Here is a 12,980-nt window from a genome sequence, read left to right as displayed (position 1 = left end):
CGTAGAGATCCTCTCCCGCCTCGATGGTCAACTGGACCGGGGCAGTCAACGCGTTGGCAAAGGCGACGGTCTCTCTCGCCTTGGCGACGTTCTCGCGGGCGCTGGATTCAACGCTCGAGACGTTCGCCCGCGAGGTTCCGAGCGATTCGGCGATCTCGGCCTGCGACACGTCGCGTTCGCGGAGCGAGAGCACCTCGGCCTGACGGCGCGTCAGTACGTTCGTCTCCTCGTCGAACCCTACCCGGTCCAACATCTCGTCAGCGTTAGGAACTGTCATCCGATGTCGTATCGTAGTTCAGTCGGTTGCTGTGCGTCACGCGCCCCTCGCGGCTGTCGGCACCATCCACGCGACGGCTGCCATTCCGACTGCTGTTGGATCGGCGCCAGCGGCCGTCTGACGGTGTCTTTCACTGTCGGTCCACCTAGTTGCCCCAGAAGTTCTCGCGGCTGCCCAAGCGCTCCCGATCGAGTGCTTTCTGTCGATCGCTTCGGTTGTCCTCATCGTCATCTTCGGCCGCTTCGCCCGCGGCCTCGACGTCGGACCCGTCGTCCGCTTCGGCGTCTTCGTCCATCGGAAGGCGCTCGATCTCGTCGGCTCTGGCGTGGTTCGATCGGACCTCCGTGATCTTGACCTTCGCACGGGCTTCGGGTAACACGCCGTCGACCATGACGATGAAGCCGTCCTCGGTTCGGCCGACACCCGCGCCCGACTCGTGAATGTCCTCGACATCGACGACGACCTCCTCGCCGAGTTGGACGGGTTGCTGTTTGAGATCCCGGATCGGCTGGCTATAGTGGGAGCACCACTCGGCACCGCCTCGGTCGCCGTAGTGTTGACAGCCCATGCCTTCGATGCGTTCTGAGAAACTGGGACATTCGTCCGCGAGTGGGCATTCGGGCATACAGTTTCTTGCCCCGCGGGCGATTAAACGCTTGTGGGTCGCCCACCGACTCGAAATCGCCCGCTTCGGGGCGGAGATACCCGATTCGGCGCGGCCGAGGGGTCAGAACGTCTCCATCGCGACCACCAACGCGGCGAGGAAGACGTGCTCGCCGTCGATGACGAACCCATAAAACAGCGCCCCTCGGTTCCGCGTCGCGAACGGGATGTAGGCGGCGACGTAGGCGAGAAAGCCGAGCAAGACGAGGAACCGACGGGCGAGAATCCCGGCTGTGACGAGCGCGACGACCCCGACCGCGACGACGACGGTGACAGCGAAGGCGCCGATTCGAGTGGCTCGGATCCCGAAGACGATCGGCGCGGTCCGGATTCCCTCGGCGCGGTCTCCCTCGATGTCTTTTATATCGAACACCGCCGCAGCGACGGTCAACATGATAGTAAAGAAGACCGACAGGACGAGGATCCCTGCCCGCGGTCCGGTCCCATAGTAGACGCCGACGCCGAGCGGAATGATCCCCCACGAGACGCCGACGATCAGGTTCTTTACGAGAAGAATCCGCTTGACATGAAACAGCGAGTAAAGAGCCGCCGCGACGGCTGGGAGGGCGAGAAACGGCGCGCCCGGCAACCCGAGGGCGACCGCCCCGGCGATGGCGAGCAGGTATAGAACAACGCCCGCCGCGAGGAGGATACGACCGTACCGTTCGGTGAAGTCGGCACGTCCGGGCACGTTCTCGCGGTCCTCCTCGATGTCGGTGATCCGATTGAGGCTGTAGACGAAAAGCGTCGCCGCGAAAACAATAAACAGCGCCAGTGGGTCCGGCGCGAGTCCGACGAGCAACATCGTTGAGAGTGCAACCGACGTGGCAGCGATCGAAATGAATAGATTGCTGTGGACGAGCGACTCAACGACAGCTCCGAGCGCGGTGAGTAGCCGGTATCCGTGGGCGCGTGCGTCTCGCATTCGGAATCCGATACGCGGGGCTACGCATCCGACCCCGTTGACTCTTTGTGTCGGACCAGACACCGGATCGGTCAGTCGAAGCGCTGATTACACGGCACCCCGAGGTATAGGTGAATGCTGTCGCCCTCGTGGAAGCGTGACATCGCGAGCGGGTTGATTGTCCTCGTTCCACTGCTCATCACCGCTTACGTGGTCGCCTTTATTTATCAGGCCATCGCCAACCTCCCGTTTCTCGAAGCGACGCTCGGGGGCCTGCCGGTCATCGCTCGGGTGTTCATTACGCTCTTGCTCTTCGGGTTACTCGTGCTTGCCGTCGGCTACCTGATGCGAACGACCGTCGGCGACATCCTTGAGGAACTCCTCGATGGGGCAATGAACCGCCTGCCGGGGCTCCGCGTCGTGTACAACGCCTCGAAGATGGCCGTCGAAACGGCGGTTTCCGGCCCCGACGAACTCCAGACGCCGGTCAAACTCGAAATCTGGAACGGGATGCGGATGACCGCATTCAAGACCGGCAAGACGACCGACGACGGCCGGGACGTGCTGTTTTTACCCACCGCGCCGAACATAACGACGGGCTATGTCATCGAGGTTGAATCAGACGTCTACACCGAGATCGACGAAACCGTCGAGGACTCGTTGACCCGGATCCTGAGCGCCGGTTTCGGCGAAAACGAGGACCGTGGCATCGACATCAACGTCACCGAGGAGTCGCTGCTGCCGAACCCGGAACGCTCCGAGACCGACGAGGGGTAGCGTCCCCCCGGCCCGAACGCCGCCCAGGCGTCACCCCCCGAACCACGCTTTTTATACCACGGCCGTTCGCACTCGCGGTATGGTAGTCGAGACCGTCGCGGTGGCGATATGGGCCATGCTTCCCGCCTATATTCCGAACAACGTCGCGGTGCTCGCCGGCGGCGGCCGGCCCATCGACGGCGGCCGGACCCTCGACGATGACAATCGAATCCTCGGCGACGGCAAGACCTGGCGCGGGACGGCCGTCGGCACCGCCGCCGGCGTCGCCGTTGCGCTTCTGCTCAACCGGATTCACCCATTTATAAGCAGCATCGTGGTCGCCGACCCGTTTCCGGTCGCGGCTGCCGTCTCCCTCTCGTTCGGCGCGATGCTCGGCGATATCCTCGCCTCGTTTCTGAAACGCCGCACCGGTCGCCAACGCGGTGCCGTCTTCCCCGGCGTCGATCAACTTGATTTCGTCGTCGTCTCATTGGTTTTGACCGCCATTGTCGCGACCGGCTGGTTCCTCGATACGTTCACCCTTTCTGTCGTCGTCGCCGTTATCGTGTTGACGCCGCTGTTGCACATCGGGACGAACGCGCTCGCCTACGCCGTCGGACTGAAAGACGAGCCATGGTGACCGTCCTAATGCTCTGGTCGATGTCGGCTCCGTAGGGGTCGCTGCTGCCGGTTCGTGAACATATTCGCAAATTCAACTATATGCCGTCCGGTACACGACTGCGGTACACATGAGAAACCTCGACAGACGACAGTTCGTGTGTGGTACAGCGGCCGTGGCCGTAACGGGCTCGCTTGCGGGTTGTTCGGGCAACGGCGGCGGCAACGAGAATGAAAACGGCGACGGCAACGACGACGGAAACAGCGACGCACCGGGCCCCGAAGCACGTACGGAGTCGTTCGCCGACGACAACGACGCGAATCTCTACGAGGGGTCCCTCGAGGACATGACCGGCCAAGACGAGGTCGTCATCGAAACCGGCGCCGGTGACAACGGCTTTTCGTTTGATCCCTCTGGCGTGGTCGTCAGCACCGGGACGAACGTCGTCTGGGAGTGGACCGGTGAGGGCGGTGCCCACAACGTTGTCTCAGAGGACGGCAGCGACTACGAATTCGAAAGCGAACTCACCGATGAGGCGGGCTTCACGATCGAGCAAACCGCCGACGAGGCGGGCACCATTTTTTACGTTTGTGTCCCCCACCGTGCGCAGGGCATGTACGGCGCCGTCGCCGTCGTCGACGGGTAGGACAGCCTGTGGAAACTGCGGGTCATCTCCCTTCCCGCTCGCTGTTTCGAGGCGCTCACTATCGCGTGCTCCTCGCTCAGCTCGGAGCACGCCTTCGAAGCGTTTTTCTCCTACACCATCGCATCCGTGGACATGGATCGGGATGCCGTCGTCGAAGCCGTCGTCGCGTTCGCTGGCGCCGGAACGCTCGCCGCGATCGTCCTGTGGATCGGCTCCACGTACACCGACGGCTCGTTGACGGGGAACGGCGGCCTCGCACTCGTCGCCGCTATCGCCTTTTTTATTATCCTCATGTCCGTGATCGGCTTCGGCCTCTCGCGGCGTTACTGATAAATCGCCCCTCCGAGTCCGGTACGTTCTATAATATACTCGGCAGCCGAGTAATATACAGACACCCCAATAGTATCTCACCTGAAAGGCACGGCGCGTCTTTCCTGATTACAGGAGAGCAGCGCTTCTCGAAGCCTCCGACGACGAGGAATCTCATCCCAGTAATGGCCCGACGTGTCGACGGAAGCGGTACGCATCGTTCGTCGACTGATATCGATTCCCCCTGCCGTGTCTATTCGATCGTTCTGCTCCCGGCTCAGGATTTCCCTTGGCCGCTGTCTCGCCAGTCGGTGATCCGATCGTCCGCGGTCCGCTGGAGCGCCGCTTCGTAGTACGAGAGCGGGTGCCGGATCGTCTCGCAGGTCTCGTCTTTGTCGACGCAGTCGCCGTACTCGTCCATCACGACACACGACGGCGGGACGGCGACCGCACCGTCATCGTCGCGGAGGCGTTCGACCTGTGCCCGGACCGTCTCGGCCGATGCCTCCGGAACGTCGCATAGCTCAATGACACCGTCGGCGTCGAGCCCCGCCGCAAGCAGGAACGAGACGAGCGAGAAACGCGAGTGATCGGGCAGGCCCGCCAGTCCCGCCCCGTTGCGGGCCTGCGACAGTAACGACCGCATGCAGGGCGGAAACAGCCCCGGCGTCACCGCCTCGAACGACGTGGGCGGATCCAGATCTGCGATCGCGCGCCGGATCGACGCCAACTCCGACGACAGCGGCGCCTCAATCGACTCCGGAACCGACAGGGGAAGCCCCTCCCGGACCCGCCGTCCGACCGCCTCCCGAAGCAGCGTATACAGCTCCGGCCGCCCGACGGGGACCGTCCCCGCCGAGAGCGGCCGCCGGGCGAGATGCCACCGATCGTCGTCGAGTTCGGCCGCGAGCTCGAGGTATGCAGTCACGTCGAGTTCGAAGCGGCCGTCGCCGATCGGTTCGACGCCGCCGGCCAACTCGAAGTCGGCGAGCAGCCGATCGAGCGTCAGCCGTCCCCCCTCGGCGCTCTTCAGTTCCAAGTCCGCCTCGAAGTCCTCGACAAAGCGCTCTCGCGCTGTCGCCGCCTCCGCGGCGGCGTACTTCTCGGTCGCCCCCGGGATATCGAGCAGCGACACGAGCACGCGGGCGATCGGGTACGACAGCAGTTCGGCACGGGTGCTCCAGGCGCGTGGCTCCTCGGATACGGTCGTTCCCTCAAGAAGCGCCCGTCGGACGCGCTCGTGGCCGCGCTCGACGGCCGGTCCCCCCTCGGCGACCAGGGTCGCGAGATCGATCCCCGCTGCCTCGACGGCCGCCCGCGAGGCGTCCAAAAACGGGTATCGGGCGTGGAGCCGCTCCATGCGCTTCGGTATCGGCGCGGCGCGAATAAACGCACCGACCTGTTCGATCGAGCGCCGATGACTACCTGGGCCCTCGGCCGCCGCGGCGAACGATACGCATTTGAATCCCCGAACCCACCCCACGAACATCCGTGCGTCTCAGGTATCGCTGCCCCGACTGTCGAACGACGAGCAACCTCCACGACCCCGGTTGCGAGTTCGAGGGGACCGACCGCCGCCACATCGAGAAGGCCTACACCGACCTCCTCGGTGCGCTCTCGGCACGGACCTTCCCCGACGAGGACGCGCTCCGCGAGGCGGTCCCCGAACGCTGGAGTGGACTCCACGCCGCCGTCTTCGGCCGTCTGCGGAGCGACCAGCGCGTGGTCGACGAAGAGGGGTCGCTCCGGCTGCTGGCTCCTGACGAGTATACCGATCGCGTCTCCCGGCCGACATTCGAGCCGCTCAAGACGATCTACGAGAACGGTAGCGTCCCGGGTGCCCACGACCACTCCGTGTTCGCGATGGTGGCGTTCTACGAGATGGTCGGCCTCTCGTGGGAGGAGGCCCGCGAGAACACGGTCGAGTGGCTCCAAGAGTCCGGGACGTGGGATCGCGGCGGCTTCGACGAATCCTCACCCGAGAAGCTCGTCGACTCGAAACGACACGTCTACGAGCAGGGCTACGGCTGGAAGCAGGCCGCCACCGAGGCGAAGGCGGTCATCGACCGCCGGGTTGCGGCCGCCAAGGACTGACCACGACCGGTTGTGTCGCCCGGTACTGTATCGACGCAAACACTATGACGACGGCCGCGGTCGGTTAGCCTATGCGAGGGCGGAACCCATGAGCGCGCGGCGCGACCCCCGCGATCGGGTCCAGGTACTCGACGAGGACGGACGGGTTCGCGAGGGGGCCACCGTGCCCGACATCGACGACGAGTCCCTCGTCGAGATGTACCGCGAGATGCGGCTTGCCCGCCACTTCGATACGCGCGCGGTGAGCCTCCAGCGCCAGGGTCGGATGGGGACGTACCCGCCGCTCTCCGGCCAGGAGGCCGCACAGGTCGGCAGCGCAATGGCGCTCGCCGCCGACGACTGGGTCTTCCCGAGTTACCGCGAACACGCGGCGGCCCACGTCCGCGGCGTCGGCGTTGAACGGACGCTACGCTACTGGATGGGCGACGAGCGCGGCAACGCTCTCGACGACGTGCACGTCTTTCCGGTCGCCGTCCCCATCGCGACACAGGTGTTGCACGCCACCGGGGCGGCCTGGGCCGCTGATCTCCGTGGCGATGACGCCGCCGTTCTCTGCTATTTCGGTGATGGCGCGACGAGCGAGGGCGACTTTCACGAGGGGCTCAATTTCGCGGGCGTTTTTGACGTGCCCGCCGTCTTCTTCTGTAACAACAACCAGTGGGCGATCTCGGTGCCCCGCGAGCGCCAGTCGGCCTCGGCGACGCTGGCGCAAAAAGCCCACGCCTACGGTTTCGAGGGGGTTCTCGTCGACGGCATGGATCCGCTGGCGGTGTATCAGGTCACGACCGAGGCGCTCTCGAAGGCGAAGGACCCCGACGCTGCGGCCGACGACGCCCCCGGCCGGGCGACCCGACCCACGCTCATCGAAGCGATCCAGTACCGCTTCGGCGCCCACACGACCGCTGACGACCCCTCTGTGTACCGCGACGACGACGAGGTCGAGCGCTGGAAACAAAAAGACCCGATTCCGCGGCTGGAGACGTATCTCCGCGAGCAGGGGCTTCTCGACGACGAGGGCGTCGACGCGATCGAGACGGAGATCGAGGCGGAAGTCGCGGCGGCGATTGAGGCCGCCGAGCGCACCGAACGCCCCGCCCCAACCGATATGTTTGATCACGTCCACGCCGAACGGACGGCGCAGCTCGACGAACAGGCCGCAGCCCTCGAACGGTTGCGCGAACGCTACGGCGACGAGGAGCTACTCGAATGAGCACTCGATCTACACAGAGTCTGACGCTGGTACAGGCCGTCCGCGACGGACTGAAAAGCGAGATGGAGCGCGACGACGACGTGCTCGTCCTCGGCGAGGATGTCGGCGAGAACGGTGGCGTCTTCCGGGCGACGGAGGGACTCCTCGACGCGTTCGGCGAGGATCGCGTCATCGACACGCCGCTTGCGGAGTCGGGGATCGTCGGCACGGCGATCGGGATGGCGGCCTACGGCTTCCGGCCGGTTCCCGAGTTGCAGTTCTCTGGGTTTATGTACCCCGCCTTCGACCAAATCGTCTCCCACGCCGCGCGTCTCCGGACCCGATCACGCGGGCGGTTCACCTGCCCGATGGTCGTTCGCGCGCCCTACGGCGGCGGTATCCGCGCGCCCGAACACCACTCTGAATCGAAGGAGACGTTTTATACCCACGAGCCGGGGCTGAAGGTCGTCGTTCCCTCGACCCCCTACGACACGAAGGGACTGCTCGCGGCGTCGATCCGCGATCCCGATCCCGTCGTGTTTCTCGAACCGAAACTCATCTATCGGGCGTTCCGCGAGGACGTTCCCGAGGAGTCCTACACAGTCGAGTTGGGCGAGGCCGCCGTCCGACGCGATGGCGATGACCTCTCGGTGTTCACCTGGGGTGCGATGACCCGGCCGACGCTTGAGGCCGCCGAAGCGGTCGCCGAGGACGGCATCGACTGTGAGGTCGTCGACCTGCGGACGCTGTCGCCGATGGATACCGACGCGATCGTCGAGTCGTTCAAAAAGACCGGCCGGGCCGTCGTCGTCCACGAGGCGCCAAAGACCGGTGGCCTCGCCGGCGAAATCACGGCAACAATCCAAGAGGAGGCGCTGTACTACCAGGAGGCACCGATCAACCGCGTGACCGGCTTCGACGTCCCCTACCCGCTGTACGCCTTGGAAGATTACTACCTGCCCGAGGACATGCGGATCGAGGACGCGATCCGGGAGACATACGAGGTATAGCATGGCCCGCGAGTTCACACTCCCCGACGTTGGCGAGGGGCTGACCGAGGCCGAGATCGTCTCGTGGCTCGTCGCCCCAGGCGATACCGTCTCCGAGGACCAGCCAGTCGCGGAGGTCGAGACGGACAAGGCGGTCGTCGAAGTCCCCTCGCCGGTCGATGGGACGGTCGGAGAGATTCTCGCCGAGGAGGGCGAGATGGTCCCCGTCGGGACGGTGATCGTCACCTTCGACGTTGACGGTGCATCGGCCGACGCGGACGCCGACCGCGCAGAGGCGTCGACGAAAACAAGTGATGCCGGCGACGCGGCTCCCGACGCCGCCGATTCGGGCTCGGGGGGCGGCCGAACCTTTGCCTCGCCGACCACCCGACAGTTGGCCCGCGAACTCGGCGTCGAGATCGGAGCCGTCGATGGCAGCGGCCCCGGCGGCCGGATCACCGACGCTGACGTGCGCGCGGCGGCCGACGATGCGGCGGGCGTCGAAGCCGACGCTGACTCGGCGACCGGAGAGGCTGATGGGGCGAAATCCGCGACCCGTCGGATCGACGACGAGGGATCGTTCGGGAACAGAGCGGACGAGGACGCGTCGGCGACGGCATCGCCGACCGAAGGCGCGTCGACGACGCGACCGGCGACGGCCGCCGATCGTACCCGGACGCTCGCGGCCCCCGCGACTAGGAAACACGCTGAGGAGGCGGGCGTCGACATCGACGCGGTCCCGACCGACCGGGTGAAAGAGGGCGAGGCGTTCGTCACGCCCGCCGAGGTCGATGCCTACGCCGAGGCACAGACGCGGGCACAGGCGGCCGACGCCGAGGCACTCTCTGCGGACAGCGCCGGTGGAGCGGCCTCCGGCGACGCAGCCGAACCGTCGCCCGCGACGGCCGACCGCCCCACGCCCGGTGAGGACGAACGCATCCCGTACCGAGGCGTCCGCCGGACGATCGGCGAGCAGATGGAGCGCTCGAAGTACACGGCCCCGCACGCTACGCATCACGACGAGGCCGACGTGACCGAACTGGTCGGGATCCGGAATCGGCTCACGGAACGCGCTGCCGAGCGCGGGAGTTCGCTGTCGTACCTCCCGTTCGTCATCAAGGCCGTCGTCGCCGGGCTCAAACAGTACCCGATCCTCAACTCCCATCTCGACGAGGACAACGAGGAGATCGTTCTCCGGGGGGCGCACAACATCGGAATCGCGACGGCGACCGACGCGGGGCTCATGGTGCCGGTACTGAAACACGCCGACGACAAGAGCCTCCTCGAGATCGCCGACGAAATGAACGACCTCGTCGAACGGGCGCGGGATCGCTCAATCGCCCCCGAGGAGATGCGGGGCGGCAGCTTCTCGATCACGAATTTCGGCGCGGTCGGCGGCGAGTACGCCACACCGATCATCAACTACCCCGAGACGGCGATCCTCGGGCTGGGTGCGATCAAGGAGAAGCCGCGGGTGGTTGAGGCGACCAACGGCGACACGGACGGTGTAAGCGGCGACGCAGCGCGAAAGGAGGTTGTCCCGCGGAAGGTACTGACGATCTCGCTGTCGATCGACCATCGCGTCGTCGACGGGGCCGAGGCCGCCCGGTTTACCAACACCGTCATCGAGTACCTCGAATCGCCCGAGTTGCTGTTGCTCGAGTGAGCCGGTATCCAACGGCCGAACCACTCGAACGGCCAGATCGAGGCCGTCGGCGAGGGCGGTGCAATGGGACGTTTTTTTAAGGTATCGGGGAGAAAAGAGACGTATATGTTCAAGGCTATCGTGAGTGCGGATACGCTCGGGGCGGCGCTCGACTCCGTGGGCGTGCTGGTCGATGAATGCAAGATTCGCCTCGAGGAAGAGGGCCTCACGATCCGTGCGGTCGATCCGGCGAACGTCGGGATGGTCGATCTGGAGCTGTCGGCGAACGCCTTCGAGTCCTACGAGACCGACGGCGGCGTCATCGGGGTCAACCTCGATCGCCTTGAGGACATCGTCGCGATGGCCGATTCGAGCCAACTGGTCCACCTCGAACTCGACGAGGAGACCCGCAAACTCCATATTTCACTAGACGGGCTTGAGTACACGCTCGCGCTCATCGACCCCGACTCGATCCGGCAGGAACCCGATCTCCCCGATCTGGATCTCTCATCGGAGGTCGTCATCGAGGGCGCGGACATCAACCGGTCGGTCACGGCCGCCGACATGGTCTCAGATCACATCGCGTTGGGCGTCGACTCCGACGCCGAGCAGTTCTACGTCGACGCTGAGGGCGACACTGACGATGTCCACCTCGAGTTGGGTCGCGAGGACCTCATCGACCTCACCCCCGGCGATGCGCGTTCTTTGTTCTCGCTCGACTATCTGAAGGACATGAACAAGGCGATCCCGAAGGACGCCGAGGTGACGATGGAACTCGGCGAGGAGTTCCCGATCAAGATGCACTTCGGCTTCGCCGAGGGCGACGGCCACGTCACGTTCATGCTCGCCCCGCGGATCCAGAGCGACTAACACGAGCCGTCCCGTCGCCGAACGCTTTTTCATCCGACCCCAAGACTGTCGCCGCATATATTCCCGCTAACGCGGAGGCCGTGCCCCGCGATTTCCCCACGTCGGGGCCCCAGCACGGTTTCGCTATACGGTTCCGCGGTTTCGCTACACGGTTCCCGTTTCGCCAGCGCGTGCGATCCTCAAGGCCTATAGTGTGTCGGCGGGAATCCGGAGACGATATGGCCGCCATCGAACTTGACGGCGTCGAGAAGTCTTTCGGCGACGTGCGGGCGCTCCGGGGTCTCGATCTGGACGTCCAGGACGGCGAGATCTTCGGCTTCCTCGGCCCCAACGGTGCGGGGAAGTCGACGACGATCAACGTGCTGTTGGACTTTATCCGTCCCGACTCCGGCTCTGTCCGGGTGCTGGGTCGGGACGCCCGCGACGACAGCGTCGCGGTCAGGGAACGAACCGGCGTCCTCCCTGAGGGGTTCGACGTCTACGAGCGCTTGACGGCGCGCGAGCACGTCCAGTTCGCCATCGACTCCAAGGGGGCCGACGACGACCCCTATCCAATCCTCGAACGGGTCGGGCTGGCGGACGCCGCAGGGCGGAAGGCCGGCGGCTTCTCCACCGGGATGCGCCAGCGCCTCGCGCTCGCGATGGCGCTGGTCGGCGATCCCGAACTGCTCGTGCTCGACGAGCCCTCCTCGGGGCTGGACCCCAACGGCGCGCGCGAACTCCGCGAGATAGTCGAGAGTGAAGCCGCCAACGGGACGACGGTCTTTTTTTCTAGTCACATTCTCGGGCAGGTCGAGGCCGTCTGCGACCGCGTCGGTATCATCCGCGAGGGCGAACTCGTCGCCGTCGACACCATCGACGGCCTCCGCGAAAACGTCGGCGGCGGATCGACACTCGTCGTCGAGGTCGATTCGGTCCCCGATGACGCCGCCCACCGGCTGAAGAGCCTCGACGGCATAGGCGAGGTAACCGTCGACGGGACGACGCTGCGAATCACCTGTGAAGACGATGTCAAGATGGACGCCGTTCAAGAACTTGAGGGGTTGGGCGTCGACGTTTCGGACTTCTCGACGGAGGAGGCGCCCTTGGAGGATCTCTTCGCCGCCTACACGGAGGGCGACGAATGAGCTGGCAGGCCGTCGCTGAAAAGGACTTTCGGGACGCGATCCGCTCGCGACTGCTGATCGTGTTGACGCTGCTCTTTACGCTGTTCTCGGCGGGCGCAGCGTACCTTGTCACCGAGATCAACCCGCCACAGCAGGCCGCGTTCACCGGCGAGGTGACGACGGTGCTCTTGATCACCGGCCTCGTCAGCGCCACCGCCGTCTTCATCCCAATCGTTTCCATCGCGGTGGCGTACCGCTCGCTGGCCGGCGAGCGCGATAGCGGTAGTCTGAAACTCCTGTTGTCATTGCCGAACAGCCGGCTTGACGTCCTCATCGGGAAGTTTGTCGGCCGGTCGGGTGTCGTCGCGGTTGCGCTGTTCATCGGCTTCGCTGTAGGAATTGTTGTTACTGCCTCGCTTGCCGACGCGTTCTCGCCGCTTGAGTACGTCGTCTTCGTCGGTATCTCGATGCTCTTCGCGTTCGTCTTCATCGCGATCACAGTCGGTGTATCGGCTTTTACGTCGTCGACCGCCCGGGCGGCCTACGGGGCCTTCGGACTGTTCGTGGTCTTTCAGTTCCTCTGGTCGAGCCTCGCACAGGGGATCGCCTATGTGATCAACGGCTTCTCGTTCGAGGGTATCGAGGAGGGCGACGCGGTGTTCGAACTGTTCCAGGTGCTCACGATCCTTGATCCGACCGCTGCCTACGAGCAGGGGACACTGTGGGTCGTCCGCCGGTTGGACGAGAGCGGGGAACTGGCGAACGCTAACTCCGAGTTGGCCTTTTATCTCCAAGACTGGTTCGGCTTCATCGTGATGGCACTTTGGATCGTTCTCCCACTGGCGATCGGCTACACCCGATTCAACTCGTCGGACCTGTAGGCGTCAACCGCCGTCGGATCCCGCGTTTGCTC

15 protein-coding genes are annotated in these 12,980 nt (G+C 65.0%); 11 read left to right on the top strand and 4 right to left on the bottom strand.

What is annotated here, in order from left to right:
- The 3 genes from ACI944_RS05750 to ACI944_RS05740 form a co-directional block, all read right to left on the bottom strand.
- The coding region (locus ACI944_RS05750; RefSeq protein ID WP_411718106.1) for a Tfx family DNA-binding protein at positions 1–277 on the bottom strand (277 nt) is incomplete at its 3' end.
- Between the two features lie 145 nt (positions 278–422).
- Positions 423–902, bottom strand: coding sequence for a TRAM domain-containing protein (locus tag ACI944_RS05745; RefSeq protein ID WP_411718105.1), 480 nt, complete (start codon positions 900–902; stop codon positions 423–425).
- A gap of 102 nt (positions 903–1,004) precedes the next feature.
- Positions 1,005–1,865: a UbiA family prenyltransferase gene (locus tag ACI944_RS05740; protein WP_411718104.1), complete on the bottom strand. Its 861-nt coding sequence runs from the start codon at positions 1,863–1,865 to the stop codon at positions 1,005–1,007.
- 114 nt (positions 1,866–1,979) lie between these two features.
- On the opposite strand from ACI944_RS05740, the gene ACI944_RS05735 reads away from it, so the two are divergent.
- From ACI944_RS05735 to ACI944_RS05720, 4 genes are all read left to right on the top strand, one after another.
- Complete coding sequence (locus ACI944_RS05735) at positions 1,980–2,621, top strand: DUF502 domain-containing protein (protein ID WP_411718103.1); 642 nt, start codon at positions 1,980–1,982, stop codon at positions 2,619–2,621.
- A gap of 79 nt (positions 2,622–2,700) precedes the next feature.
- Positions 2,701–3,240, top strand: a complete 540-nt coding sequence (locus ACI944_RS05730) for a CDP-2,3-bis-(O-geranylgeranyl)-sn-glycerol synthase (RefSeq protein ID WP_411718102.1) — start codon at positions 2,701–2,703, stop codon at positions 3,238–3,240.
- Between the two features lie 154 nt (positions 3,241–3,394).
- Positions 3,395–3,865, top strand: coding sequence for a halocyanin domain-containing protein (locus ACI944_RS05725; RefSeq protein WP_411718101.1), 471 nt, complete (start codon positions 3,395–3,397; stop codon positions 3,863–3,865).
- A 132-nt stretch (positions 3,866–3,997) separates the two neighbouring features.
- The gene (locus tag ACI944_RS05720; RefSeq protein WP_411718100.1) at positions 3,998–4,195 is read left to right on the top strand and encodes a hypothetical protein; all 198 of its coding nucleotides are present in this window, start codon (positions 3,998–4,000) and stop codon (positions 4,193–4,195) included.
- A gap of 256 nt (positions 4,196–4,451) precedes the next feature.
- Here ACI944_RS05720 and ACI944_RS05715 read toward each other — a convergent pair whose 3' ends face one another.
- Positions 4,452–5,534, bottom strand: coding sequence for a hypothetical protein (locus ACI944_RS05715; protein WP_411718099.1), 1,083 nt, complete (start codon positions 5,532–5,534; stop codon positions 4,452–4,454).
- A 131-nt stretch (positions 5,535–5,665) separates the two neighbouring features.
- On the opposite strand from ACI944_RS05715, the gene ACI944_RS05710 reads away from it, so the two are divergent.
- The 7 genes from ACI944_RS05710 (at position 5,666) to ACI944_RS05680 (ending at position 12,948) form a co-directional block, all read left to right on the top strand.
- Positions 5,666–6,268, top strand: coding sequence for a hypothetical protein (locus ACI944_RS05710; RefSeq protein ID WP_411718098.1), 603 nt, complete (start codon positions 5,666–5,668; stop codon positions 6,266–6,268).
- A gap of 88 nt (positions 6,269–6,356) precedes the next feature.
- Positions 6,357–7,478 carry a pyruvate dehydrogenase (acetyl-transferring) E1 component subunit alpha gene (gene pdhA / locus ACI944_RS05705; RefSeq protein WP_411718097.1) on the top strand — a complete coding sequence of 374 codons (1,122 nt, stop codon included), beginning with the start codon at positions 6,357–6,359 and terminating at the stop codon, positions 7,476–7,478.
- Positions 7,475–8,467: an alpha-ketoacid dehydrogenase subunit beta gene (locus ACI944_RS05700; protein WP_411718096.1), complete on the top strand. Its 993-nt coding sequence runs from the start codon at positions 7,475–7,477 to the stop codon at positions 8,465–8,467. The genes pdhA and ACI944_RS05700 overlap by 4 nt, the downstream gene beginning before the upstream one ends.
- A gap of 1 nt (position 8,468) precedes the next feature.
- The gene (locus ACI944_RS05695; RefSeq protein WP_411718095.1) at positions 8,469–10,112 is read left to right on the top strand and encodes a dihydrolipoamide acetyltransferase family protein; all 1,644 of its coding nucleotides are present in this window, start codon (positions 8,469–8,471) and stop codon (positions 10,110–10,112) included.
- 105 nt (positions 10,113–10,217) lie between these two features.
- A complete protein-coding gene (locus ACI944_RS05690) occupies positions 10,218–10,961 on the top strand; it encodes a DNA polymerase sliding clamp (RefSeq protein WP_411718094.1) in 744 nt (247 codons plus the stop codon).
- A gap of 218 nt (positions 10,962–11,179) precedes the next feature.
- Positions 11,180–12,088 (top strand): ABC transporter ATP-binding protein, encoded by a 909-nt coding sequence (locus ACI944_RS05685; RefSeq protein ID WP_411718093.1) that lies wholly within the window; start codon positions 11,180–11,182, stop codon positions 12,086–12,088.
- Positions 12,085–12,948, top strand: coding sequence for an ABC transporter permease (locus tag ACI944_RS05680; protein ID WP_411718092.1), 864 nt, complete (start codon positions 12,085–12,087; stop codon positions 12,946–12,948). Before ACI944_RS05685 ends, ACI944_RS05680 begins: the two co-directional genes overlap by 4 nt.
- Positions 12,949–12,980 lie beyond the last annotated feature (32 nt).

Source organism: Natronomonas sp. (genome assembly GCF_046710025.1).
GTDB lineage: Archaea > Halobacteriota > Halobacteria > Halobacteriales > Haloarculaceae > Natronomonas.
This window is presented reverse-complemented; position numbering and strand designations above follow the sequence as displayed.

Coding starts and splice junctions, on each gene's coding strand:
- ACI944_RS05730 (WP_411718102.1), top strand. CDS start 2,701: ATGGTAGTCGAGACCGTCGCGGTGGCGATATGGGCCATGCTTCCCGCC.
- pdhA (WP_411718097.1), top strand. CDS start 6,357: ATGAGCGCGCGGCGCGACCCCCGCGATCGGGTCCAGGTACTCGACGAG.
- ACI944_RS05735 (WP_411718103.1), top strand. CDS start 1,980: ATGCTGTCGCCCTCGTGGAAGCGTGACATCGCGAGCGGGTTGATTGTC.
- ACI944_RS05680 (WP_411718092.1), top strand. CDS start 12,085: ATGAGCTGGCAGGCCGTCGCTGAAAAGGACTTTCGGGACGCGATCCGC.
- ACI944_RS05700 (WP_411718096.1), top strand. CDS start 7,475: ATGAGCACTCGATCTACACAGAGTCTGACGCTGGTACAGGCCGTCCGC.
- ACI944_RS05745 (WP_411718105.1), bottom strand. CDS start 902: ATGCCCGAATGCCCACTCGCGGACGAATGTCCCAGTTTCTCAGAACGC.
- ACI944_RS05740 (WP_411718104.1), bottom strand. CDS start 1,865: ATGCGAGACGCACGCGCCCACGGATACCGGCTACTCACCGCGCTCGGA.
- ACI944_RS05695 (WP_411718095.1), top strand. CDS start 8,469: ATGGCCCGCGAGTTCACACTCCCCGACGTTGGCGAGGGGCTGACCGAG.
- ACI944_RS05715 (WP_411718099.1), bottom strand. CDS start 5,534: ATGGAGCGGCTCCACGCCCGATACCCGTTTTTGGACGCCTCGCGGGCG.
- ACI944_RS05690 (WP_411718094.1), top strand. CDS start 10,218: ATGTTCAAGGCTATCGTGAGTGCGGATACGCTCGGGGCGGCGCTCGAC.
- ACI944_RS05720 (WP_411718100.1), top strand. CDS start 3,998: ATGGATCGGGATGCCGTCGTCGAAGCCGTCGTCGCGTTCGCTGGCGCC.
- ACI944_RS05685 (WP_411718093.1), top strand. CDS start 11,180: ATGGCCGCCATCGAACTTGACGGCGTCGAGAAGTCTTTCGGCGACGTG.